Origin of the sequence: Streptomyces sp. NPDC048288 (assembly GCF_043201555.1) — a bacterium.
Lineage (GTDB): Bacteria > Actinomycetota > Actinomycetes > Streptomycetales > Streptomycetaceae > Streptomyces.
The window spans coordinates 391,671-415,080 of sequence record NZ_JBICZD010000007.1 but is presented as its reverse complement, the minus strand read 5'-3'; the positions used below and the strand labels follow the sequence as shown (position 1 = coordinate 415,080).

Here is a 23,410-nt window from a genome sequence, read left to right as displayed (position 1 = left end):
CCCTTGCGTTTCCGGTCGGACCGGCGAGGCGTCGAGGGGTTGCGGGTGCCGTGCCCGGGGGAGGCGGGCACGACACCCTGGTGAGGTGGGTCAGGACGGCGAGCCGATGAACGCCATGTTCGGCGTCGACCAGTAGGCGAACGAAGTGACCGCTCCGGTCAGCCGCTTGTTCAGGAAGGTGACGGTGTTGGCGGCGACCAGCGGGATGGTGGTGTTCGCGGCCTCCATGCGCTTCTGGGCCTCGATGAAAATCTGGGCCCGCTTGGCGCCGTCGAAGGTCGCCAGCGCCTCGCTCAGCAGCTTGCTGGTCGTCGCGTCGCTGTAGTCCACATAGTTGTACGGCGAACCCGGTATGTAGCTGAAGAGCGCGGGCTCCAGCGGGTCGGCGACGGAGTTGAAGTTGGCACCGAACACCAAGTCGATTCCCTTGCGCTTGCTCGCGTCGTAGCCCGCCTGCTGGAAGGCGAGGGCGCCCATGCTCTGGAGCTTGATGTTGATGTCCGCTTGCTTGGCCTGCTGCTGCACGAGCTGCACGATCCGGCTGGAGGTGGTGTCACCGGCCTGGTAGGCGAGGACCAGGTCCTGGCCCTGGTAGCCGGACGCGTCGACCAGCTTCTTGGCCGCGGCGAGGTCGTAGGACCTGGACTTCTCGAACTCCTTGTACGCCTTCTCGTATGCGGCGGTCTGGTCCGTCGGCCAGGTGCGTGGGGTGATGACGGTGTACAGGGCCTGTCCTGCCCCGCGGTAGACCGCCTTGGCCAGGGACTCCCGGTCGATCACCCGCTGAAGGGCCTCGGCGAGTTTCGGGTGCTCGGTCAGCACACCCTTGTTCGCCACGTTCAGCACGACGTTCTGCGTCGACGGACCGAAGTAGAGGTTGCCGGTCTTCGACTTCTCCAGCGCCTGGATGGCGGTCGGCGGGAGCTCGTAGGCACCGTCGATCTCGCCCGCGTCGAGCGCCTTCGTCAGCGCCGTGGTGTCGGAGACGAAGGTGAACTTGACCTTCTTGGCCAGCGGCAGACGCTCGGAATCCCAGTAGCTGTCGTTGCGCGAGATGGTGATCGAGTCTCCGGACTTCCAGCTGTCGAGCTTGAACGGCCCGCTGCACATCAGGCCGCCGGCGGCGGTGCCGAAGTCCTTGCCGGCCTTTTCCGTGAACGCCTTCTCCACGATGACACCGGCGATATCCGTCATCTCGGTGTTGAACTTCTCGTCCGGCGTGGCGAAAGTGACCGTGACCTCCTTGCCGCCGGTCGCCTTGACGGACTTCACGGAGGCGAAAAAGCTGCTGACGATGGAGTTCGCCTTCGCTCTTTCCAGGCTGTAGACCACGTCCTCGGCGGTCACCGCCTTGCCGTCCCAGAAATGGGCGTTGCCGCGCAGGGTGTAGACCAGCTTGGTGGGCGACACCTGCTTGTAGTCCGCGAGTCCCGGGGACATGTTGTAGTCGGCGTCGTAGCGGACCAGCGTGTCGCACAGGTTCATCACGACCTGGCCGCCCCCGTAGGTGGCCGCGTTCGGCGGGTCCAGCGTGTCCGGCTCACCCGTGGTGAGGTTCCAGGTCACCTGGTCGACCTTGCCCTTGGCCGTTCCGGAAGTAGAAACGAGTTCACGCTTTTCCTCGCCGGTGTTCCGCGAGGAGTCGTCGGACTTTCCGGAGCAGGCGCTGGCCGTGACGGTCAGTGCGATCGCGAAGCCGACGAGAGATGTCTTGCGCCAAGGGCGACAAGGTGTCACGGCCAGGGACATGAGGGTCTCCTTGGTGTGCGCGGAGCGGCGCTCCGAGATCGCCTCGGACAGCGAGGCGCGCTTTACATAGCGGTCACTGTATAGCGTGCGTTATTCAATAGGCCAGGGTTCACGCAGGATTTACAGGGCCGTTCGACGCGACTGCGGGGAGCGACCGGGCAGGGGTCCCACTCAGGCCGCCGGGGGCCTCAGGAGCCGAAGCCGAGGCCCGGCCGGTCCAGGGCCGGCGGTTCGGGCGGGAACGGCAGGGGGCGTTTGCGCACCATCCTCAGGCGGGCGCGTTCGGCCGGCCGCCCCGAGAGCAGGTCGAGCATGACGTCCGCCGCGAACCGGGAGGCGCCGACGCCGAGTCCGGTGAAACCGGCGGCGCAGGCCGTGCGGCCCCGGTGGGCCGTCCCACAGAAGGGGCGGCACATTGTCCAGAGGCATCCCGCGCCGGTCGCGGACCGCCATCCGGCGACGGCATGTCCCGGCGCCCACCCCCGCACGGTCCGCACCGGCCGGGAGCCGGCGGCCCGCTGGACCGGTCAAGCACCTGCGGGGCCGACGACCTGCCTGCCGGGGCGCTCATTGCCGTCGTCGAACGGCCAGGTGATCGGGGCGACGGGCATCGCAGACGGCTGCCGGGGTCGAACCGGCTCCGACGGCGTTCGCGCGACTGCCATGCGGCTCACACGGGAGCGCGGCGCTGGCGACGCTCCAGCGGCGCCATGCCGTCGTCGCCGGGGAACCCGGCCAGGTGGGTGTGGCCGCCGAGCCGGTGCACATCGTCCGGTCGGCGACGGGAGCGGACGGTGCACACCGAGCCCGCCGGCGGCCTCGCCGGCCCAGGGGCCGCTGTGCGGCGTGTTCTCAGATCGGCGACGCGCCGGTCCGACTCAATGGACCATCATTTGACGAGCCCGTCAGTCCCGCCGCAGAACAGTGCGCCGCCGGGTGCCTCATCCGAGAAAGCTGCGGATCAGTCCGGCCGTCGCGCCCACGTGGTCACTCATCACCTGCCGCGCCCGGTCGGGATCTCCGGCGAGGATGGCCTCCACGATCTCCGTGTGCTGCTGATGGGAATGGTCAAGGGCGGGCCCCATGACGGGAACGACGCGCAGGAGCGTCTCGTTGAGGATGAGCTGGATATCGGCGATCGACTCCGTGAGGGCGTGACAGCCCGACAGCTCGGCCACATAGGCGTGGAAGTCGGCGTCGGCCAGGCGGAAGGCCGGACCGGCCGACGTCACGGCGGCCAGACGGGTGCGCAGTTCCTCCCGCTGCGCTTCACTCACCCCCGTCTCGGCCGCCAGCGCCGCCGCGCCGGGCTCCAGGACAGAGCGGAACTTGAGGGTGTCGCGCAGGCGTTCCTTCATCCGATCGCTCAGGCGATCCACGGAGGAGACCTCACCGTGGGGCTGTTCGGCGACGAAACTGCCCCCCGACCGACCACGCTGCGTGCGGACCAGCCCCGCCTGCTGCAGCGCCCGGATCACCGCCCGCACGGTGGTACGGCTGATCCCGAGCTGCTCGCTCAGTTCCCGCTCGGGAGGAAGCCGCGTCCCCACCGGCAGTCGCCCCGAACGGATCTGGGCGACGAGGTACCCGAGCGTTTCCTCGAACGGATTCCTGCCTGTACCCGGGTCGGATCCGCTGTCCGCCACCTGCGCTCTCCCGTCTCGATCGGATCTTCGGACCGACTTTATTTGCTCACTCCATTGCCAGCAAGGCGCCTGCATGTTTACTTTTTGGTGTGTCCAAATACTCTGTGCCTGACCGCGGGGCTCCGCTCATCGGCATCCCCGTCGCCGTCGAGCGAGCGCGGTGGCGCGTATGGTCCGGGCCCGCGTACCTGCTGGCAGCCGCCTACGCCGACCGGGTGTGGCAGGCCGGCGCGGTGCCCGTCCTTCTGCCCGTCGGAGGTGCGGCCGAGGACGCCGCTCGCGTCGTCGGGTCGTTGGACGGCCTGATACTGGCGGGAGGCGCGGACGTGCACCCGTGTCTGTACCGACAGGACCCCCATCCGTCCGCGGGGCCGTTCGCCCAGGAACGCGACGTGTGGGAGAGCGCCCTGCTTCTCGCGGCTCTCTCCAGCGGTCTGCCGGTGCTGGGCATCTGCCGCGGCATGCAGCTGCTCAACGTCGTTCTCGGCGGCACGCTGACTCAGCATCTACCGGACAGCACCGGAACGGACCTGCACAACCCGGTGCCCGGAGAGTTCGCACTGCACCGGGTGCGCACGGCGCCCGGCAGCCGGATCCGCCGGATTCTCGGTGCCGTGTCGGACGTGCCGACCTACCACCATCAGGCGGTGGAATCGGTCGCGGCCGACCTGGCTCCCGTCGCCTGGGCCGACGACGGCACCGTCGAGGCCCTGGAGGACGGCACCGGCCGAGTGCTCGCCGTCCAGTGGCATCCGGAGACCGGCGAGTCCACCGCGCTGATGGACCACTTCGCCCATCTGTGCTCCCAGCAATGTGTCTAGCGCTCTCCGGAGCCTGCACGCCCCTCCCCAAGCCCGTGGACACCGCCCGTCCGTATGAGAGGAATGCGCGTGAGCGGAACCCTGACCGTCGACGAACTGCGTCAAGCGGTCGCAGACGACACCATCGACACCGTTGTACTGGCCATGCCCGACATGCAGGGACGGCTCCAGGGCAAGCGGCTCGACGCCCGCCATTTCCTCGACGACGTCCTCACCGCCGGCACCGAGGCCTGCTCGTATCTGCTCACCGTGGATGTGGACATGCACGTCGTGGACGGCTACGAGATCTCCGGCTGGGCCAACGGGCTCAACAACTTCGAGCTCGCCCCGGATCTCGGCACGCTGCGTCGTGTGCCGTGGATGCCGGGAACCGCGCTCGTCCTCGCCGACGCCCGTTGGGCGGACGGACGTCCCGTGCCGCAGTCTCCGCGTGAGATCCTCCGGCACCAGCTCGCCAGACTGGCCCGGCGCGGCTGGTCGGCGCTGGTCGCGACGGAGCTGGAGTTCCTGTTGTTCGAGGACGACTACCGGACCGCTCACGACAAGCGCTACCACGGCCTGCAGCCCGCCAGCCCGTTCAATATCGACTACTCGATCCTGGGCACCTCGCAGTCCGAGCCGCTGCTACGGCAGATCCGCCGCAGCATGCGCGGCGCCGGGATGGAGGTCGAGGCCCTCAAGGGCGAGTGCAATCCCGGGCAGTTCGAGCTCGGCTTCAAGTACACCGACGCCCTGGCCACCTGCGACAACCATGTCGTCTACAAGACCGGGGCACGGGAGATCGCGATCCAGAACGACGTCTCGATCACCTTCATGGCCAAGTTCAACGAGCGTGAGGGCAACTCGTGCCATGTCCACCTCTCGCTCGTCGACGAGCACGGCGCCCCCGTCTTCGTGGGCACGGACGGACACCAGCCCTCCCCCGTCTTCCGGCACTTCGTCGCCGGACAGCTCGCCACCGCCCGGGACTTCAGCATCCTGACCGCGCCCAACGTCAACTCCTACAAGCGGTACCAGGCCGGCTCCTTCGCACCGACAGCACTGCGCTGGGGACGCGACAACCGCACGTGCGCGATCCGAGTGGTGGGAGAAGGCAGCAGCCTGCGCCTGGAGAACCGGACGCCGGGCGCCGATGTCAATCCCTACCTGGCGGTCGCCGCCGTCATCGCCGGCGGGCTGTACGGCATCGAGCAGGAACTGGAGCTGGAGCCCGAGGCCGTGGGAAACGCCTACGCACAGAGCGGCGCGCGGATGCCGGCCTCGCTGGCCGAAGCGGCCCGCCTGTGGGAGGACAGCCCCGTCGCCCGCGACGCCTTCGGCAAGGACGTCGTCACCCACTACGCCAACGCCGCGTTCCAGCAGGCGACCGCCTTCGAGTCGGCCGTCACCGACTGGGAACGCGTGCAGGGCTTCGAGAGGATCTGAGTGCCGCGATGATGCTGAAGATAGTCAACCCGGCCACCGAGGAAGAGATCACCTCCGTCGAGGCCCTCGACGAGCCGCGGACCCACGAGCTCGTGGAGCGTTCGGCGCGTGCCTTCGACCGATGGAGCAAGGTGCCTGCGCCTGAGCGGGCCCGGCTCCTGCGGCGGTTCGCCGACGCCGTCGACGCCGACGGTGAACACCTCGCGCAGCTGGAGAGCCGGAACGCGGGCCATCCGATCGTCGAGGCACGGGGCACGGCCGCCCGGGCGCGCGACGTGATCGAGTATTTCGCGGGCGCCCCCGAACGTCTCATCGGCCGGCAGATCCCGGTCGACGGCGGCGTGGACATCACCTTCCACGAGCCGCTCGGCGTCGTCGCCGTGATCACTCCCTGGAACTTCCCGCTCCAGCTGGCCGTCTGGGGCATGGCCCCGGCCCTGGCCGCGGGCAACACCGTGATCCTCAAGCCGTCCGAGCTGACGCCGCTGACCACGATCCGGCTCGCCCGGCTGGCCGTCGAGGCGGGCCTGCCGCCGGACGTCGTCCAGGTCGTCACCGGCACGGGCAGCGTGGCCGGGCAGGCACTGCTGGACCACCCCAGGGTGGCCAAGGTGGTCTTCACCGGATCCACGGACGTCGGTCGCATCGTCATGCGCAGCGCCGCGAACAGCCTCAAGCGCGTGACGCTGGAACTCGGCGGCAAGAGCGCGAACATCGTCTTCAAGGACGCGGACCTGCCCGCCGCCGCGGCGGCGGCCCCCATGGGCGTCTTCTACAACGCCGGCCAGGACTGCTGCGCGCGCTCGCGGCTGCTCGTACAGCGCGAGGTGCTGGACGAGTTCGTGGACCTGCTCCGGCCCGCGGTGCGGGGCGTCAACGTCGGGGACCCCGCGGACGAGACAACCGAGGTCGGCCCTCTGATCAGCGCGGGCCACCGGGACCGCGTGGCGTCGTTCCTCACCCCTGAGGAAGACATCCTCATCCGGGGCAAGGCACCCGAGGGCCCGGGATTCTGGTTCGCCCCCACGGTCCTGCTGTCGAAGGACGGGACATCGCGGTCCTCGGTGCAGGAGATCTTCGGACCGGTGGTCACGCTGATCCCCTTCGACGACGAGGAGGACGCGATCCGTATCGCGAACGACACGGTCTACGGGCTGGCGGGCTCGATCTGGACGCGGGACGTCGCCCGCGCCCTGCGCACCGCCCGAGCCGTGCAGGCCGGAAACCTGTCCGTGAACAACAACACGGCCGTACGCCACCAGACGCCCTTCGGGGGTTTCAAGCAGTCCGGCATCGGACGCGAACTCGGACCGGACGCCCTACGGGAGTTCACCGAGACGAAGAACGTCTTCATCTCCCTGACCTGATCCGGGCCGAGCCAATGGAGAGCTCCGTGAAAGCCGCTGTTCTGCGTGACGGTGAGAAGACCCTGCGCGTCGAGGACGTCGACGTCGACCGGGTCGGACCGCACGAACTCCTCGTCCAGACCTCGGCCGCCGGCCTGTGCCACAGCGACCTCAACCACCTGCACGGGGTGTTCGACATCCCGCGCCCCTCCGTCATGGGACACGAGTCGGCCGGCATCGTCGTGGAAGTCGGCAGCGAGGTCGTGGACTTCGTCGCGGGCGACCATGTCATCACCTGTCTGTCGACGTTCTGCGGGCGCTGCGAGCGGTGCCTGAGCGGGAGTTCCTATCTGTGCGCCGGCTCCCACAGCGTGCGCCCGCCGGGAGCGGGGCCACGACTGCACCAGTCCGGGGACGAGGTCCACCAGTTCCTCAACGTGTCGAGCTTCGCCGAGCGGCTCCTGGTCCATGAGACCGCAGCGGTACGTATCACCAAGGACATGCCCCTGGACCTGGCCGCGCTGATCGGCTGCGGAGTCACCACAGGCCTCGGAGCCGTCTTCCACAGGGCGCGCGTCAGCCCGGGCGAAACCGTCGCCGTACTCGGCTGCGGTGGCATCGGACTGAGCGTCGTCCAAGGCGCCAGGATCGCCGGGGCGTCCCGAATCATCGCCGTCGACCTGCAGCAGGAGAAGCTCGACGCAGCCACGCTGGTGGGCGCGACCGATGTGCTGCGAGCGGACCGGTGCGACACCGCCGAGGCCATCCGCGAACTGACCGACGGTGGAGTCGACCACTGCTTCGAGGCCGCCGGCTCGGTCGCCACCGCCGAGGCCGCCGTGGAATCCCTGGCGGTCGGCGGTACCGCCACCATCGTCGGTCTGATCCCGGCCGGTCGTACGTTCCCCGTGCAGGCGCGGCTCCTCCTCGACGACCGGCGCGTTCAGGGCGCGATGATGGGCGCGCGAAACTTCCGCCTCGCCATGCCGAAGTACGTCGACCTGTTTCTCTCGGGTCGCCTGATGCTTGAGGAGATGGTGAGTTCTCGTATCGGCCTGGACAGCATCAACGACGGGTTCGCCGCGATGGAGGCGGGCGGCTCCCTACGCGATCTGGTCGTCTTCTGATGCCCATCCGACAAGGGCCTGACCTCACTGGCCGGCAGTGGCTCGGCGCGCCTCGGCCGCCTCGCGCGCATGGCTCGGGAGAGTGAATCCCGGGCGAGCGAGATCCCTTGCCCCTGACGGAACAGCCGCGGTCCCGAGGAGCTTGCGAGCCGCGATGTGATCGGCGGGCGAGTTGACCGACTCGACGGACACCAGCCGGTCGTCGACGAGGCGGGCGACGGAGAACCGGCCCGCGCTCGGGTCGCCCAGGAGCCGAAGTTCGGTTTCGGGCCCTGCCAGTCCGGCGATCTGGATCTTGACATCGAACTGGTGGGTCCAGAACCACGGAAGCGCGTCATACGCGCCCGGCTGAACGCCCATGAGCCGTGCGGCGACGAAGCGGCCCTGGTCGACGGCGTTCTGCACGGATTCGAGTCGCGTCCGGCCGCCCCCTGGGAGCGCGCCGGGGAAGTTCGCGCAGTCCCCGATCGCGCTGATGGCGGGGTCGGTTGTACGCAGGTACTGGTCGACGACTATTCCGCCGCCGCAGTCGTCGGCGACGGCCAGCCCGGCCGCCAGAGCCAGCCCGGTACGGGGGCGGACTCCGATCGCCACGACCACCAGGTCCGCGCCGAGTTCCCGGCCGTCCGCGAGCCGTACCCCCGTCACGTGTCCGTCTTCGTCGAGCAGGCCCGCCACCAAAGTCTCGGTCAAGACCGTGACGCCGTGGCTGAGGTGCTCCTGTTCGAGGAAACGGCTGATCAACGGGCTGACCACCCTCGCCAGCACCCGGTCGGCGGCTTCGACCACGCAGACCGACGCACCGGTCTGTGCGGCGCTCGCGGCGACCTCCAGCCCCAGGAACCCTCCCCCGACGACGACCATACGGGAGCGAGACGACAGCCGCGCCCGGATCCGCGCGGCGTCGAGAGCGGTCCGGAGCGTGAGTACGCCGTCCAGCGGACGGTTCAGCGTCGGCAACGGCACGGGTTCGGCGCCGACTGCCAGCACGAGGTGGTCATAGTCGAGCCGACGGCCCGACCCCAGCTCGACGGTACGGAGCCGCCGGTCGACAGCGACGGCGGGTTCGCCCACGCGCACTTCCACGCCGTGGCTGTCGTAGAACGAGGCCGGTCGCAGCTCCGTGTGGTCGTCGGCGGCCGCCGGCAGCTTCTTCGACAGGGGCGGGCGCTCGTACGGCAGCGTGTTCTCCTCGGAGATCAGGCTGAGCGGTCCGGTGAATCCGTTCTCGCGCAGGGATGCCACGGTCTGGAATCCTGCATGACCACCGCCCACGACGACGACCGGGCCGATCATCGGCAATGAGACGCTCATACCTGCTCCGACGGCAGATCGACCTCAAGGTCGTGCAGTTCCGCCCCCATCGTTATCTGGCAGCCCAGCCGTGAACGCCGCGCGTCCCGCGGGGCTGCGGTGAAGTCGAGCATCGCGTGCTCGTCCTCGCCCATCGGGGGCAGGGCGTCGACGAACTCGTCGCGGACGTAGACATGGCAGGTGGCGCACATCGCCTGTCCCCCGCATTCGCCCACGATGCCGTCGACCCCGTCGCTCAGCGCGGCCCGCATCACGGTCGTACCGTCCTTGACGGTGACGGTCCGCGGGGAGCCCGAGCTGTCGTGGTAGGTGATGTGAGGCATGGTCAGCGGGTCTCCGTCCAGGCGATCGGGCACTCGGTCATTCCCCGGAAGAACCAGCCCGCCCAGCGCGTGCGCCGCGACGGATCGATCCTGACGTCGGGGTGGCGTTCGTAGAGGAGCGGCACCGCGATCTGCCCTATCGACCACCGGGCGGCCCACAGGCCCGCGCACATGTGGACACCGGCGCCGAAGGCCAGATGGGCCACCTTGGGCCGGTGCAGGTCGAAGGAGTCGGGGTCGGGGAACCGCGACGGGTCCCGGTTCGCCGCGGAGATCATCAGCCCGACGTCACGGCCCGCGAGGAGACGGACACCGCCGAGTACGGTGTCGCGCTCCAGCGTCTTCGGGATCATGCCGATGGGCGCGACCAGGCGGATCGCCTCGTCGAACGCCGTGCGCCACAGGCGTGGTTCGGCCAGGATCTCGGCACGCTGTTCAGGGTTGCCGTCCAGGGCCCAGAAAAGGGTGGTGAGAGCGTGTTGCGGCTCGTTCACTCCGCCCGAGATGATCAGCTTCACGTTGTGATGGATCTCGGGGACGCCCATACCTCCCGCGGCCAGGGTGGAGACGACCGAGTCGTCGGGGCAGCTGCGCAGACGGGGCACCAGGTCGTCGAGGACGGCGTCAGCCTCGGCACCGGCCTCGGCCGCGCGACGGGTCACGTCCGGGTCCTTGCCGCCGTTGGCCATCTCGCTGATGAACGCCTGTGACCAGCGGGCCAGTTGCTCGGCCGGCACATCCCGCATGCCGAGGAGGTCGGCCAGGTTCCGCGCGGCCAGCGGGACCGCGTAGTCCCGGTGCAGGTCGGCCCGCTCCGGGCCGATGCCGGTCAACACGTCAAGGTAGCGGTGGGCGTTGCGGGTGAAGACCGGCTCCCACACGTCCTGCATGCACTTCGGGCGCAGGGCCGGATTAAGGGCGGCGCGCTCGGCGGTGTGCGCGGCGCCGGTCTTGGCGAGCATCGGGACGCCGCCGAGCGACCGGGTGATGTTCTCCGTACCGGCACGCGGCGATTCCGGGTCGTCCTCCATCGCCTTGCACGCCGCGTAACTCGTGACCAGGTACCTGTTCAGGCGAGGCACCCAGGCGACCGGAGCCTCGGCCCGCAGGCGTCGGTAGGTCGGGTACGGGTCCTGCTGCAGGGCCGTCGGGTCGACCCAGTCGACGACCGGTGCCTCCGGCGCCGCGGTGTCCGCGACGTGCGCGGGCCGAAGTCCCGGCTCGTCGGGTGGTGTGTGGGGGGTGGCCGCCGACGCGGGGCAGCGCGCAGCCGTGGTTTCGTTCACGTCGCCTCGTTTCATTGCTGATGCACGAGCGGGAGCGGCATGGCCGGTGGCGAGCCGCTACCCGGGAAGGTGCGGCATGACCTCGCGGGCGAACAGCTCCATGGAGCGGGCCACTTCCGGCGCGCGCATGCCTGCGTGACGGAAGGCGAGGGCGAACCCGGTGGTGCCGGGCTTCTCCTTGAGGATGCCGAGCAACGTCTCGGTCACCTCGTCGGGCGAGCCGACCGCGGCACGCCCCAGGTGACCGAGGTCCCCCTCGGCGATCCGTGCGGGGGGTATCTCCACCGAGGGGTCTGGGAGTTCCCCTTGTATGTTGCGCCGGAGGCGGTAGAAGTTCGCGAAGTGGTGCAGCCCTTCGAGGCTCGCCTCCAATGCCTCTTCACGGGTCGGCGCCACGCACACCATCTGCAGCGGAATCGCCTGGTGCGCCTCCGGTTCGCGGCCATCCTCGCGCAGGGTCCGGTCGTAGAGCGGCTGGCGCTGGGCGATGAGGTGGTAGCCGTTGCGGGCCGCCAGCTCAAGGCTCTGCGGTCCGATGGCGGCGGCGTAGAAGGGGATCCGTTCCTGCACAGGTCGCGTCGTGAACGTCACCTCGGGGATGTCGAAGTACTTCCCGTGGTGGCTGAAGGTGCCCTCCTCGGTGAAGCAGCGTTCGATGAACCGCGCCGCCTCGTAGGTGATGCCCAGCCGCTTCCCCGACGGGACGCCGAAGGTACGGAACTCCTCGAACTGCGATCCGACGCCGAACCCGAAGTCGACCCGGCCGCCGGAGATGTTGTCCAGGACCACGAGGTCCTCCGCGAGACGGAGGGGGTGGTGGAAGGGCAGGCACATCACGGAGGACCCGAGTCTGATGCGACCGGTCCGCGCGGCTATCGCCGTCAGCACCAGCATCGGTGACGGAGTCCACTGGTCCTCCGTCATACGGTGCTCCCCCACCCACACATGGTCGAATCCCAGGGCCTCCGCCCGTACGGCGTCGGTGATGTACTCCTCGTACACCTCCGGCAGCGGACGGGGGTGGGCCGGATGGTTCCGCACCGCCATCAGCAAGCCGATGTCCACCAGGTTCTCCTCTCGCCAATCCTTTGACGGCTGTTCGTCAGCCGCCGACCGTGGGCTCGCCCAGGACGATGCTCGGAGCCGCATCGCGCAGTGGTGACTCGTCGGGCGACCGCCTGGGGACAGCGAGCGCCGCGGTCATCCCGACGCCGGCCACCGCGGCCAAGACGTAGAAGTTCCACCTCATCCCGCCGCCGGCGGACAGGATGAATCCGCCGATCGCGGGCCCGGCGACGGCTCCGAGTCGGCCGATCGACAGTGCCCAGCCCAGGGCGGAGGTGCGGACCTCGGCCGGCATGCGGTTCACCAGGTACGCGCTGATGAAGCCCTGTTCGCCCAGGAGACCGAAACCACAGACCAGGAGACACGCGTAGAGGAGCCCGACCGGCGGCCCGGCGCTGATCACGAGCAGGCCGCCCGCACCGGCGAGGAACGCCGTCACCACGATGCGCCTGGGGCCGGCCCGGTCGGCGAACACGCCGCCGGGGATCAGACCGCCGGCGGCCCCGATCCAGGCCACGCTGGTGAGGGCGAGCGCGGTGCCGGTCGTGTAGCCGTTCCCCTTCAGGATGGTGGGCAGCCACGTACCCAGGCCGAAGCTCACCAGCTGGGCGCAGAAGGACATGATCCAGAACGGCAGCGTCATCCGTCGGTGCGGGTGCGTGATCAGCGCGGAGAGTCCGAGACGCCCCTGCTTCTCCTGCCGCGCGGGCAGCCCGGGGGCCGGCAGGCCGTAGCGGCGGGCGAGCGCCACGGCCTCGTCCTGCCTGCCCGCGCGCATCAGCCGGAGGGGGCTGTCGGGGAGCCTGAGCAGGCCCCACGGCGCGATCAGGACCAGCGGCAGGGCACCGATCAGGTACATCACGTGGTAGGAGACCTCGGGCATCAGCACCGAGCCCAGCAGGGGGGCGGCGACGGCTCCGAGACAGATGCCCGCCATGGTGCAGGTGATGTTCCGGCTGCGCCGCGTCGGGGGCGACAACTCCGCGAGAGTGCCCTGCAGGACGGGCATGACGGCGCCGAGGCCCGTCCCGGCGAAGAACCGGGTGCCGACGAAGAAGCCCGGCGCCGGAGCGACGGCCGAGCCGAGAGTGCTCAGGGAGTAGGCGACCAGCCCGGTCAGCAGCAGCGTGCGGGGGCTGACACGGCCTCCTGCCGCTCCCACCACGGCCGCGCCCAGCAGCATGCCGATCGACGTGAGGGCGCCGACGGTGCCCAGGCCGGCGGTGGACATGTGCCAGTCCGCCCGGTGGAGGAGCGCCGGAATCGTGGCTCCGTAGACGCTGAGGTCGTAGCCCTCGAACACGGCGATGGCCAGGGCCATGGCGAAGAACTCGCGCAGGTTCCGTTTGGCGTGCGGGGAGGTGAGGCTGGAGGAGGATGTGACTGTCACCGTTGACGTCCTTTTCTCGGCGCGGACGCTTGCCCCTTGGGTCCGCGCTGGTGCGGGGTGACGGATGGCGATGCGGCGAGCCGCCTCATCGGTCATCGGTCGTCGGGCCTTGCGGCACGGTGGGCCCGGGAAGGTGTGGCGAGTGCCGGGGGTCCGGCACTCGCCGACGCTTTCAGCGGTGCGAGAAGCGATCCGCCTCGTCGAGAAGGGCTTGCAGTCCGGCCGGGTCCTCGGCGGTCCCGAGGACGTAGCGGTCCGGCCGGATCACCACGGCGTGCGTGCCGTAGTGGTCGAGGAGCGTCCCGGGTTCGTCGATGATCACGGCGTCGCCCGTGTCGACACCGCGCAGGGTGTCCTCGGTGGCCGCCACCGCGTAGCGGAAGCCGACCACGTCGTCCAGGAGAGCGCCGCCGGCCAGCCACGGCTGGATCGACAGGGTGCCGTCATGCGCGGAACCCGGGTTCTGCCGGACTCCTGGTCCGAGGACCGGGCGGATGGGCCGCAGGGCGCCCCGGTCACCGGCGCGCAGCTTCGCGTCCCGTTCCCGTGCGACGACCGGATCGGTGGTCTGCACGAGGGCGCCGAGGGCGGTTGCTTCCACGATCCATTCGCGGGCGTGCGGGGCGCGCTCGGACTGGTAGGTGTCCAGCAGGGCGTCCGTGGCCTCGCCTCGTACGACCTGGGCGAGCTTCCAGGACAGGTTGGCCACGTCGCGGATACCGGAGCAGAGGCCCTGCCCGTGGAACGGCGGCTGCAAGTGGGCGGCGTCCCCGGCCAGCAGGACCCGTCCCCGGCGCCACTGGTCCGCGAGGAGGGAGTGGAAGACATACACGACGGCCCGTTCGAGGACGATCTGGTCCGGCCCGACCCAGGGCTCCAGCATCCGGTGCACGGTCTCCGGCCGGGTGAGCTCTGCGGTGTCGTCGCCGGGCAGCACCTTGAACTCCCAGCGCAGTGTCGTCCCGGACACGCGCAGGTAGTGCGGGCGGGCGGGGGTGGCGTAGAGGTGGCCGCCGGGCTCCAGCCGCAGGGAGCTGTCCGTGAGCTCGGCGTCGATGACGAGGTAGGGGTCGTCGGGCCCCAGGACCTCGAAGGCGGAACCCATCGACTTGCGGGTGAAGGACGAGCCGCCGTCGCATCCGACCACGTAACCCGCCGTGAGCGAACCGCCGGCATACGTCACCGTCACGCCGTCCGCGTCCTGGTCGATGGCCGTCACCTCGACGCCGACCCGCAGGTCGACCGTGTCGGGCAGACAGCCACGCAGGGCGTGTTCCAGCGTCGGCTGCTTCAGGGAGAAGTCGTGCGGCCAGCCGTACGGGCCGATGCCCGGCGGCACCTTGTACTCCACCAGGATCTCGCCGGCCTCGTCGCGCATGTCGAAACCGACGCTCTCCGACAGGGCGGTCAGAGCTGGCTTCTCCACGCCCGCGGCCTGCCACACGCGCAGCGCCTCGGCGTCCACGTGCCCGGCCCGGGGAAGGTGAGCCGCCTCCGGCTCCCGTTCGAGGCACACGACCTTCAGACCCTGCTTGCCGAGGAGGTGGCTGAGGGTGAGCCCGACGGGACCGCACCCGACGATCGCCACGTCGTACCGGGTCACGGCCGGGTCACCTCCAGCAGCTCCGCCTCGTCGAACAAGGCGTAGTCACTGTCCATCAGCGCGGACGCGTAGAGCTTGTTCTCCTGGAAATCGACGACCAGGGTCACGGCGAAGGTCGGGCGGCCGGCCTCGGGGTCGCCGACGCGGACCCAGCCGATGACGTACTGGTCGTCGCGCAGCCGGCGGGCGCGGTAGCCGATGGACCGGGCCGTCAGATCCTCGCCGTTCAGCATCTGGAAGACGACCCGGTCGGCGTCGAAGGTCAGCAGGTATTCGCGGCCCGTCGAATAGCGATATTTCAGACGCAGGCCCTCAAGGGTTATCAGTTCACCCCCGATCAGATTGCGATCGGGATTCCCTCCGGCGTCGTTCTGGGCGCTGAGAATGGCGGTCACGTCGACCTCCTTGTCATACGTAACGTGTACAGGCGCGGGTAATGGTCGGATCAGTTGGAATTCGCCGCGGTCGGTTACCTGGTGAGGACGATTTTCCCCGTGGTCTTCCCGGCCCCGACGGCCGTGATCGCCTCGATGGCGTCCTCGAAGGGACGGGTGTCGATGCGCTGACGGAGTTCGCCCGCCGCGACCATGGCGAGCACCTGTTCCAGGTCGCCCGGCCGGTGTGCGTCCACGGAGACGTAACTCAGCGTGATGTCTTCACGGACCTGCGGTCCGTGCAGGGTCGACAGCAGTTGACCGCCCGGCTTCACCAGACTCGCGACGTCGGTGAACCGCTCGGTCTGCTGCCAGCCATGGTGCACCAGGTCGATCACGGTGTCGACGTCGTGAACACGACTTTCCCGGAGCGAGGCCGCGGCCGACGCGCCGTCGAGTTCGATCGCGCGGTGGACACCGAGTTCGCTGAGATATGGGGCGGTCCCCGGCAGATCGGCAGTGATGACCTGGGCGCCGGCACGCACGCACAGCTGCGACAGCACCGATCCGACTCCGCCCGCCGCGCCGATGATGAGCACCGTGCTCCCTGCGGTGATCCGCTCCGCTGCGCGCAGTACGGCCGAGGCCATCAGCCCCACCATCGTCACGGCCGCGGCCTGCTCGTACGAGACGGCGGTCGGCAGGGAGGCGACGGTCGAGTCCGGGCCCAGTACGACCCTTTCCGCGAACGCGCCGGCGCGGCGCCCGCAGAAACCGGCCACCCTCGCCCTCACCTCGATCCCGGTCACACCCGGCCCCACGGCCTCGACCACGCCCGCCACGTCGTGCCCGGGCGTCCAGGGGAGGTCCAGTTCCACGAAGGAGCGCATGGACCCGCTCATCAGTTTCAGATCCAGCGGATTGACCGAAGTCGCCGCCGGCCTTACGAGTACTTCGCCCTCTCCGAGCGACGGCTCCGCGATATCCGTGAACTGCAGACCGTCGGGCACCCCGTACTCGCTCAATTGCAGAGCCTTCATGAAGTCCCGCTCTCCTCATTCGAGTGACCGGCTGCCTGAAACCGGTCCGGTGGGGTGGCGGCTTTCAGACTGTGCCAGCCGTCTCGGGCTCGGCAAGAAGGCGGTGCAACTAGGAGGTATCCGTAGGACGAATGCATGGATGCCGTTCGGCTTGGATCCGGCTCAGAGGCTGGGCTGCTCGTCGAGTCCCGAGCAGGCCTCGAAGAGCACACCAAGAAACCACTGCAGCGCTCGGTCGGCCCTGCGGCTCGGATGCCAGTACACCGCTTCGACCAGGGGCCTCTCCGCCGCTCCGGGGATCTCCACGACCGCCCATCGCTCCCTGCCGGGAAGCGCCTGGGCCAACCGGGCCGGTACGAGGGTGATCATCTCTGTGCCGAGGACCATCAGGGGCAGAGCGCTGAGGCCGTAGAGGGAAACGGCGACTTGACGTCGTACGCCGATCAGTTCGACCAACTGATCGGCGGGCGTGGTGATGTTGCCACCGAACTGCCCCACGGCATGCGGCAGTTCGTTGAGCAGCCGCAGCGGGGAACAGTCCTTGGTGAGCGCCGGGTTCTCCGCGTCCAGCATGCACACGAAACGGTCGCGGAACAGGACGTGGTGCATGCCCGGGTAGCCGTAGCCCAGGGGGGCGATGAGCAGGTCGTGCCTGAGGAGTTCACCCAGGATGTCCGGCACCGGCTGGGGAGGCGTGAAGCCGAGACTCACGCCGGGCGCCCGCTCACCGAGGATCCGTTGCAGCCTCGCGTTGATGACCACGCTGGCGTACTCGGAGGCGGTGATCAGGAACCGGCGGTCACTCGCCGCCGCGTCGAAGTCCGAGCGGACGGCGAGCACGCGGTCGACCTGGGTCAGGGCCTCGATGACGAGGGGGAGCAGGAAATGCGCCACCGGCGTCAGTTCCATGACCCGGCCCTGCCGCACCAGGAGCGGGTCGTTGAAATGGCGCCGAAGCTTGGCCAGCGCGGCACTGGTGGCGGGCTGACTCAATTGCAGCCTTTCGCCCGCCCTGGTCACGTTCTGCTCTTCGAGCAGGGCACGCAACGCGATCAGCAGATTCAGATCCAGGCCTCGGACGTCCATCCGCGGACTCTACGACAGCTTGTTCCGTCGATCCCGTGCGGCGCATATTCGCGGGGTGGATAACTGATATATCCAAGTAGGTCTTGCTGCGACATGAAAATGTAACCGACCGTGTAGCCATGATCCCCCCATCCACCGATCTTGATCCGGGCGATCCGGCGGGTGCCATCGCGGCCGCGGCGAAACGCTGCTCGAACTGGTCGCGTTGGGGCTCCGACGACGTCCTGGGCACACTGAATTTCCTGGACGCCGGCAAGCGCCGGGAGGGCGCCGCCCTCGTACGCAGGGGCGTCAGCTTCTCCCTGGCTCAGACCTTCGGCTCGGACGGACCGCAGAAGGGCTGGCGGCGGCGGACGAATCCGGTGCACACCATGCTCGACACGGGCGTCGACGCCGAGCGGGGCGGCCAGGGGTTCCCACACGGGTTCGGCGGCGCCGACGACGTCGTGTTCATGCCGCTCCAGGCGTCCACGCAGTGGGACGGCCTGGGCCACATCTTCGATCACGGAATGGCCTGGAACGGCCGCCGCGCGGGCGACGTGGTCACCTCCGAGGGCGATGGTGTGACCGGCATCGAGACCGCCGCCTCGGCGATCGCCGGCCGCGGTGTCCTCCTCGACGTCGGACACGTGCTCGGCTCCGACGGGGAGCTGCCGGACGGTTTCGCGATCACCGCCGACCATCTGGAGGCGACGATCACCGCCCAGGGCGAGTCCGCGCGCGTCGGACGCGGTGACCTGGTGTGCGTGCGGACCGGAAGGCTCACCCGCGCCCGGCGTGAGGGCTGGGGCGAGTACGCCGGAGGCGACTCCCCCGGTCTGTCGTTCACCACCGCGGACTGGCTGCACGGCACGGAGATCGCCGGTATCGCCATCGACACCTGGGGCTTCGAAGTGCGGCCCAACGAGTTCGACTCCGCGTTCCAACCCCTGCACCAGGTGGCGATCCCGCACATCGGGCTGTTCATCGGCGAGATGTGGGACCTCGACGCGCTGGCCGAGGACTGCGCGGCCGACGGCGTGTGGGAGTTCCTCCTCACCGCGGCTCCCCTGCCCGTGACCGGAGCCGTGGGCGCACCAGTGAACCCCCTCGCCCTCAAGTAACGGGGTTCGACAACCCCGTTCCCCCTCACCACTCAAGGACCATCCACATGGCTGAGCGACTCATCACTCACCTGAGGCACGTCGACCTCGCCGTGCCCGACCACGCCAAGCAGCTGGACTTCTACACCGACATCTGGGGCCTGACGGCCGAGCACTCCGACAGCGGACTCACCTTCCTCGCCGCCGAGGGGTCGCCGGAGCAGTACGTCGTACGGCTGCGCCAGGCCGAGGACAAGCGGATCGATCTGATCGCCTTCGGCGCCGCGGACGCCGCGGCCGTCGACACGCTCGCGGAGCGATTGGGCAGCGCCGGCGTACAGCTGATCAGCGAGCCGGACGCGCTCCGGACCCCGGGGGGCGGCTACGGTTTCCGCTTCTTCGACAACGAGGGCCGCGCGGTGGAGATCAGCTCCGACGTCGCCGTGCGTGCACACCGGGTGATCGAGCCGGGCGAGTCAGTCCCGGTCCGCCTCTCGCACGTCGTGATCAACTCTGCGGTGCCGGAGGAGACGAGGGCCTTCTACGAGAAGCATCTGGCGTTCGCGCTGTCCGACACCCTCATGCATCCCCGCATGGGCGAGATGATGTGGTTCATGCGGGTCAACTCGTGGCATCACAGCATGGCGATCGCCCGCGGCCCGCACCCCTCGCTCCACCACGCCTCGTTCGAACTGCGCGGCATCGACGAGTACATGCGCGGCACCGGGCGGCTGCTGCGGGCGGGCGTGGAGAAGATCTGGGGGCCCGGACGCCATCTGGCCGGGAACAACACCTTCAGCTACTTCCTGGACCCGCACGGCAACACCGCCGAGTACACCACCGAGTTGGAGGTGCTCGACGAGGACACCTGGCACCCCCAGATGTACGACTTCACCCAGCCCGAGGTCAGCGACCAGTGGGGCACCGCCAACGCCATGAACGAGTTCGTCGCCTCCCGCTCGTTCAACGACCCCGACAAGGGCCTGTTCGTGGCCCCGCCGGTGTGAGCCGATGAGATTCGCCACCTGGGAGTCCGATGACCGCGTGCGGTGCGGTGTCGTCAGCGACGCCGGGCTGCACCCCTTGCCCGACGGGACGACGGTTCTCGACCTGGTCCGGGCGGGGCTGCCCGCGGCGCTCGACGCCGGAGAGTCCGCGCTCAAGGAGCCTGCCGTGTCCTGGGATGACGGCGTCCGCCTCCTGCCGCCGCTGGCCCCGCCCACCGTGCGCGACTTCGTCGCGTTCGAGGAGCACGTCGAGGGCGTGGTGAAGAGCGTGGCCGGCGGCGGCACCGTCGTACCGGAGTGGTACGAGGCGCCCACCTTCTACTTCACCAACCCATACGCGCTGACCGGGGCGTTCGACGACGTGCGCATACCGCCCGGTTCTCAGCTGTTCGACTTCGAGTGCGAGGTGGCCGTGGTCGTCGGGCGGGACGGCGCCTCGCTCACGCCGGAGGAGGCTCGCGACCACGTATTCGGGTACACGGTGCTCAACGACTGGTCGGCACGTGATCTCCAGAGCCGGGAGATGCGGGTCAACCTGGGTCCGGCCAAGGGCAAGGACTCGGCGACCACGCTGGGCCCGTGGCTGGTCACCGCGGATGAGTTGGAGCCCTACCGCGACGCATACGGCTTCCTGGCCCTCGGCATGCGCGTCACGGTCAACGGTACGGAGGTCGGCCGCGATCTGCTGTCCAACATGGGCTGGCCGTTCGAGGAGCTGATCGCCTACGCCTCGCGAGGCACCGAGGTCCGTGCCGGAGACGTCCTCGGCTCAGGAACCTGTGGCAACGGCGGCTGCCTCGCCGAACTCTGGGGCCGGGGCGGTCACTTGACTCCTCCGCCGCTGCACCCCGGGGACGTGGTCGAGATGACCGTCGAGGGCATCGGGACCATCCGCAACCGCGTCGTACAGGGACTCGACCTGCCCAAGGTCCGGCCGGCGCGACGCCGCCCACGCGACCGGGAGCGGACATGGTGACGGGGGAGAGCACGGCTCAGGGCCACCGTGTTGTCGTGATCACCGGCGCGGCGCGAGGGCAGGGTGCGGCCGAGGCCCGACTGCTCGCGGCCAGGGGCTTCACCGTGATCGGCTGTGATCTGGACGCACAGCTGCCATGGGACGAATCGGGCGTGGAATACCGCCGGTTGGACGTCACGGACCAAGCCGCCTGGACGGCCCTCGCCGACGACCTGCGCTTACGGTTCGTCCAGGTCCACGGGCTGGTGGCCAACGCCGGCGTCACTTGGCGCGCCCGGCTGCCGGACCTCGCGCCCGGCGACCTGGCACGGGTCGTCGATGTCAACGTCACCGGCACGCTGCTGGGTATCCAGGCTCTGTCACCTCTGATGACCGCCGGAGGTTCCATCGTGGTCGTCGGTTCCGTCGCCGCGGTGACCGCGCACTACCCGGCCGCGTACACCGCCAGCAAGTGGGCGCTGCGAGGGCTGGCGAAGACGGCCTGCCTGGAGCTGGGGCCGCGCGGTATCCGGGTCAACACGGTCCATCCCGGCTACATCGAGACACCGATGACAGCGTCGGCCTCGGCCGCGTTCCGCGACGCCAACATCGCCGAGACCCCCCTTGGCCGCACCGGCACGGCGGAGGAGGTCGCACCACTGGTGGCCTTCCTGCTCGGCGACGGGGCCTCATTCATCACAGGCGCGGAGATCCCGGTGGACGGCGGCATGACCGCCCACGGAGGTGTCAAGTCCATCAGCGACGCACTGCGGGAGCCCGCATGACTCCGACGCCGAGCGGCCGGCTGGCCGGCAAGGTCGCGCTGATCACCGGCACCGCCGGCGGACAGGGGCGTGCCGCGGCGCTGTTGTTCGCCGCGGAGGGCGCCGTCGTCGTCGGTACCGACGTCAACGCCGACGGGGCGAAGGAGACCGTCGAGCTCGTCCGGGCCGCGGGCGGGCGGATGGACAGCACCCACCCTCTCGACCTGTCCGACGAAGCGGGTGCGGCGGCCTGGGTGGACGCCGCCGCGGCCGCGCACGGCGGCATCGACATCGTCTACAACAACGCCGGCGCCACCCGTTTCTCCCCCATCGCCGAGACCAGTTATGCCGACTGGTCGTTCACCGTCCGCAACGAGCTGGACATCGTCTTCCTGGTCACCCGCCAGGCCTGGCCGCACCTGATCGCCCGGGGCGGCGGCAGTGTGCTGCTGGTCGGCTCGACCGCGGGGCTCACCGGCTCCCTCACCAACACCCGCATCGCGCACACCGCGACGAAGGGCGGTGTCGTCGCGATGACCCGCCAGCTCGCGGCCGAAGGCGCGGCCCACGGCATCCGCGCCAACTGCGTCAGCCCCGGCATGATCCGGACGCCCGCCACCGAGGGCGACCTGCTGGCGCCCGACCACCCGATGCGATCCATCGCCCGGGCCATCCCACTCGGCCGGATCGGCACTCCGGAGGACGTCGCCCGGTGCGCGCTCTTCCTCGCCTCGGACGAAGCCGCCTACGTCACCGGCGCCAACCTCGTGGTCGACGGCGGTTGGTCCGCGGTACTGCCCGGCGCCTGCTGACGTCACACGCTGCACATCGAAAGGTAGGACCAACGTGTTCGAATACTTCCCGGGCAACTACGTCTGGAACCTGGGTGTCGTCGCCGCGCTGAACTCCGGGGGCCTGATCGACGAGGTCGACCGCGCATGCCGGCCGATCAGTGACGCTGCGGCCCATGGCGAGGACGCCGGCACGGCGGACTTCCTGCGCGCCTGGACCGCTCTGACGGACCAGCTCGTCAGCCAGGCCCGCCAGGCCGAGCAGGCCGGCCACCTCCGCACCGCCGGACAGCTCTACGCACGCGCCACGAACTACCTGTGCCAGGCCGAGCGCATGCTCTCCAGCTCCGACCCGAGCCGCCTGCCCACCTACCGGCGGGTCCTGGACCTCCAGCAGAAGGCGTTCGACCTCAAGGATCCACGGCTGTCCCGTGTCGCGGTCCCGTACGAGGGCACGACCCTGCCCGGTTACTTCAGCCAGGCGCCCGCCACCGACGACGGCCCCGCGCCGGTCGTCGTCATGTGGAACGGACTGGACTCCACCAAGGAGCACATGTATGCGTCGGGTCACTGGGAGGAACTCGCCGCGCGCGGCATCTCCTGCCTGATGATCGACTGTCCGGGCTCCGGCGAGGCCCTTCGGCTGCAAGGGCTGACGGCACGGGTCGACACCGAGGCCTGGGCCACGGCCTGCGTGGACTGGCTGCTCACCCGGGACGACGTGGATCAGGCGCGGATCGGCCTGGTCGGCTGGTCGCTCGGCGGGTACTACGCCCCGCGTGCCGCCGCGTTCGAGAAGCGCCTCGCCCTGACCGTGGCATGGGGAGCCAACCACGACTGGGGAGCCGTCCAGCGCCGACGGCTCGAACGCGAGGGCGAGCGCCCGGTACCCCACTACTGGGAGCACGTCCTGTGGGTGTGGGGGCACAAGGACGTCGACCATTTCATCGACTTCGCCGACGCGGTGCACCTGGACGGCGTCGTGGAACGAATCACCATGCCCTTCCTCGTCGTGCACGGCGCGAACGACCGGCAGATTCCGGTCGAGTACGCCCACCGCTCGTACGAACAGGCCGTCAACAGCGCCAAACGAGAACTGCGGATCTTCACCGAGGAGGAGGGGGCCTGCGAGCACGTGGGCCTGGACCACCTTCCCCACGTCAGCGCCTTCGTCGCCGACTGGGTCGCCGACACCTTCCGGGACGTCAAGGCATAG

Annotated in this window: 21 protein-coding genes and 1 pseudogene; 10 read left to right on the top strand and 12 right to left on the bottom strand. The window is 69.5% G+C overall.

Annotated elements, in window-relative coordinates:
* Positions 1 to 90: 90 nt before the first annotated feature.
* The 3 genes and pseudogenes from ACGFZS_RS26770 to ACGFZS_RS26760 form a co-directional block, all read right to left on the bottom strand.
* Entirely contained in the window at positions 91 to 1,749 is a 1,659-nt protein-coding gene (locus ACGFZS_RS26770) for an ABC transporter substrate-binding protein (protein ID WP_393659911.1), read from the bottom strand.
* A 227-nt stretch (positions 1,750 to 1,976) separates the two neighbouring features.
* Positions 1,977 to 2,153 (bottom strand): annotated as a pseudogene (locus ACGFZS_RS26765) (FAD-dependent oxidoreductase); the annotation flags it as partial.
* Between the two features lie 537 nt (positions 2,154 to 2,690).
* A complete protein-coding gene (locus ACGFZS_RS26760) occupies positions 2,691 to 3,395 on the bottom strand; it encodes a FadR/GntR family transcriptional regulator (protein WP_393659909.1) in 705 nt (234 codons plus the stop codon).
* Positions 3,396 to 3,499: 104 nt separating this feature from the next.
* Here ACGFZS_RS26760 and ACGFZS_RS26755 point away from each other — a divergent pair, with 104 nt between their 5' ends.
* The 4 genes from ACGFZS_RS26755 to ACGFZS_RS26740 all read left to right on the top strand — a co-directional run bounded on the left by ACGFZS_RS26755 (position 3,500) and on the right by ACGFZS_RS26740 (position 8,114).
* Positions 3,500 to 4,216 carry a gamma-glutamyl-gamma-aminobutyrate hydrolase family protein gene (locus ACGFZS_RS26755; RefSeq protein ID WP_393659907.1) on the top strand — a complete coding sequence of 239 codons (717 nt, stop codon included), beginning with the start codon at positions 3,500 to 3,502 and terminating at the stop codon, positions 4,214 to 4,216.
* A 69-nt stretch (positions 4,217 to 4,285) separates the two neighbouring features.
* Positions 4,286 to 5,641, top strand: a complete 1,356-nt coding sequence (locus ACGFZS_RS26750; protein WP_393659905.1) for a glutamine synthetase family protein — start codon at positions 4,286 to 4,288, stop codon at positions 5,639 to 5,641.
* Between the two features lie 8 nt (positions 5,642 to 5,649).
* Positions 5,650 to 7,008, top strand: a complete 1,359-nt coding sequence (locus tag ACGFZS_RS26745; RefSeq protein ID WP_393797259.1) for an aldehyde dehydrogenase family protein — start codon at positions 5,650 to 5,652, stop codon at positions 7,006 to 7,008.
* Between the two features lie 26 nt (positions 7,009 to 7,034).
* A complete protein-coding gene (locus ACGFZS_RS26740) occupies positions 7,035 to 8,114 on the top strand; it encodes a Zn-dependent alcohol dehydrogenase (RefSeq protein ID WP_393797258.1) in 1,080 nt (359 codons plus the stop codon).
* Positions 8,115 to 8,138: 24 nt separating this feature from the next.
* On the opposite strand, the gene ACGFZS_RS26735 is transcribed toward ACGFZS_RS26740, so the two are convergent.
* From ACGFZS_RS26735 to ACGFZS_RS26695, 9 genes are all read right to left on the bottom strand, one after another.
* Positions 8,139 to 9,410 (bottom strand): NAD(P)/FAD-dependent oxidoreductase, encoded by a 1,272-nt coding sequence (locus tag ACGFZS_RS26735; RefSeq protein ID WP_393797257.1) that lies wholly within the window; start codon positions 9,408 to 9,410, stop codon positions 8,139 to 8,141.
* A gap of 14 nt (positions 9,411 to 9,424) precedes the next feature.
* Positions 9,425 to 9,751, bottom strand: coding sequence for a 2Fe-2S iron-sulfur cluster-binding protein (locus ACGFZS_RS26730; protein ID WP_393797256.1), 327 nt, complete (start codon positions 9,749 to 9,751; stop codon positions 9,425 to 9,427).
* A gap of 2 nt (positions 9,752 to 9,753) precedes the next feature.
* A complete protein-coding gene (locus ACGFZS_RS26725) occupies positions 9,754 to 11,037 on the bottom strand; it encodes a cytochrome P450 (RefSeq protein ID WP_393797255.1) in 1,284 nt (427 codons plus the stop codon).
* 57 nt (positions 11,038 to 11,094) lie between these two features.
* Positions 11,095 to 12,102 (bottom strand): LLM class flavin-dependent oxidoreductase, encoded by a 1,008-nt coding sequence (locus ACGFZS_RS26720; RefSeq protein WP_393797254.1) that lies wholly within the window; start codon positions 12,100 to 12,102, stop codon positions 11,095 to 11,097.
* Between the two features lie 37 nt (positions 12,103 to 12,139).
* A complete protein-coding gene (locus ACGFZS_RS26715) occupies positions 12,140 to 13,492 on the bottom strand; it encodes an MFS transporter (protein ID WP_393797253.1) in 1,353 nt (450 codons plus the stop codon).
* A 172-nt stretch (positions 13,493 to 13,664) separates the two neighbouring features.
* On the bottom strand, positions 13,665 to 15,095 hold the full coding sequence (locus ACGFZS_RS26710; protein WP_393659888.1) for a bifunctional 3-(3-hydroxy-phenyl)propionate/3-hydroxycinnamic acid hydroxylase: 1,431 nt from the start codon (positions 15,093 to 15,095) through the stop codon (positions 13,665 to 13,667).
* The gene (locus ACGFZS_RS26705; RefSeq protein WP_393659886.1) at positions 15,092 to 15,490 is read right to left on the bottom strand and encodes a hypothetical protein; all 399 of its coding nucleotides are present in this window, start codon (positions 15,488 to 15,490) and stop codon (positions 15,092 to 15,094) included. Before ACGFZS_RS26705 ends, ACGFZS_RS26710 begins: the two co-directional genes overlap by 4 nt.
* A gap of 74 nt (positions 15,491 to 15,564) precedes the next feature.
* The gene (locus ACGFZS_RS26700) at positions 15,565 to 16,509 is read right to left on the bottom strand and encodes an NADP-dependent oxidoreductase (RefSeq protein ID WP_393659884.1); all 945 of its coding nucleotides are present in this window, start codon (positions 16,507 to 16,509) and stop codon (positions 15,565 to 15,567) included.
* Positions 16,510 to 16,671: 162 nt separating this feature from the next.
* On the bottom strand, positions 16,672 to 17,595 hold the full coding sequence (locus ACGFZS_RS26695) for a LysR family transcriptional regulator (RefSeq protein ID WP_393659882.1): 924 nt from the start codon (positions 17,593 to 17,595) through the stop codon (positions 16,672 to 16,674).
* Between the two features lie 119 nt (positions 17,596 to 17,714).
* On the opposite strand from ACGFZS_RS26695, the gene ACGFZS_RS26690 reads away from it, so the two are divergent.
* From ACGFZS_RS26690 to ACGFZS_RS26665, 6 genes are read left to right on the top strand one after another with little or no spacing between them, the layout of a single operon-like run.
* Positions 17,715 to 18,698: a cyclase family protein gene (locus ACGFZS_RS26690; RefSeq protein WP_393797252.1), complete on the top strand. Its 984-nt coding sequence runs from the start codon at positions 17,715 to 17,717 to the stop codon at positions 18,696 to 18,698.
* 47 nt (positions 18,699 to 18,745) lie between these two features.
* The gene (locus ACGFZS_RS26685) at positions 18,746 to 19,684 is read left to right on the top strand and encodes a VOC family protein (RefSeq protein ID WP_393797251.1); all 939 of its coding nucleotides are present in this window, start codon (positions 18,746 to 18,748) and stop codon (positions 19,682 to 19,684) included.
* Positions 19,685 to 19,688: 4 nt separating this feature from the next.
* On the top strand, positions 19,689 to 20,660 hold the full coding sequence (locus ACGFZS_RS26680) for a fumarylacetoacetate hydrolase family protein (protein WP_393797250.1): 972 nt from the start codon (positions 19,689 to 19,691) through the stop codon (positions 20,658 to 20,660).
* Positions 20,654 to 21,424, top strand: a complete 771-nt coding sequence (locus ACGFZS_RS26675) for an SDR family NAD(P)-dependent oxidoreductase (protein WP_393797249.1) — start codon at positions 20,654 to 20,656, stop codon at positions 21,422 to 21,424. Before ACGFZS_RS26680 ends, ACGFZS_RS26675 begins: the two co-directional genes overlap by 7 nt.
* Positions 21,421 to 22,215 carry an SDR family NAD(P)-dependent oxidoreductase gene (locus ACGFZS_RS26670; protein ID WP_393797248.1) on the top strand — a complete coding sequence of 265 codons (795 nt, stop codon included), beginning with the start codon at positions 21,421 to 21,423 and terminating at the stop codon, positions 22,213 to 22,215. The genes ACGFZS_RS26675 and ACGFZS_RS26670 overlap by 4 nt, the downstream gene beginning before the upstream one ends.
* A gap of 34 nt (positions 22,216 to 22,249) precedes the next feature.
* On the top strand, positions 22,250 to 23,410 hold the full coding sequence (locus tag ACGFZS_RS26665; RefSeq protein WP_393659870.1) for an alpha/beta hydrolase family protein: 1,161 nt from the start codon (positions 22,250 to 22,252) through the stop codon (positions 23,408 to 23,410).

Excerpts from the sequence above, each read along its gene's own strand:
- ACGFZS_RS26685 (WP_393797251.1), top strand. The coding sequence starts at position 18,746 with ATGGCTGAGCGACTCATCACTCACCTGAGGCACGTCGACCTCGCCGTG.
- ACGFZS_RS26695 (WP_393659882.1), bottom strand. The coding sequence starts at position 17,595 with ATGGACGTCCGAGGCCTGGATCTGAATCTGCTGATCGCGTTGCGTGCC.
- ACGFZS_RS26730 (WP_393797256.1), bottom strand. The coding sequence starts at position 9,751 with ATGCCTCACATCACCTACCACGACAGCTCGGGCTCCCCGCGGACCGTC.
- ACGFZS_RS26680 (WP_393797250.1), top strand. The coding sequence starts at position 19,689 with ATGAGATTCGCCACCTGGGAGTCCGATGACCGCGTGCGGTGCGGTGTC.
- ACGFZS_RS26675 (WP_393797249.1), top strand. The coding sequence starts at position 20,654 with ATGGTGACGGGGGAGAGCACGGCTCAGGGCCACCGTGTTGTCGTGATC.
- ACGFZS_RS26670 (WP_393797248.1), top strand. The coding sequence starts at position 21,421 with ATGACTCCGACGCCGAGCGGCCGGCTGGCCGGCAAGGTCGCGCTGATC.
- ACGFZS_RS26700 (WP_393659884.1), bottom strand. The coding sequence starts at position 16,509 with ATGAAGGCTCTGCAATTGAGCGAGTACGGGGTGCCCGACGGTCTGCAG.
- ACGFZS_RS26745 (WP_393797259.1), top strand. The coding sequence starts at position 5,650 with ATGATGCTGAAGATAGTCAACCCGGCCACCGAGGAAGAGATCACCTCC.
- ACGFZS_RS26690 (WP_393797252.1), top strand. The coding sequence starts at position 17,715 with ATGATCCCCCCATCCACCGATCTTGATCCGGGCGATCCGGCGGGTGCC.
- ACGFZS_RS26770 (WP_393659911.1), bottom strand. The coding sequence starts at position 1,749 with ATGTCCCTGGCCGTGACACCTTGTCGCCCTTGGCGCAAGACATCTCTC.
- ACGFZS_RS26735 (WP_393797257.1), bottom strand. The coding sequence starts at position 9,410 with ATGATCGGCCCGGTCGTCGTCGTGGGCGGTGGTCATGCAGGATTCCAG.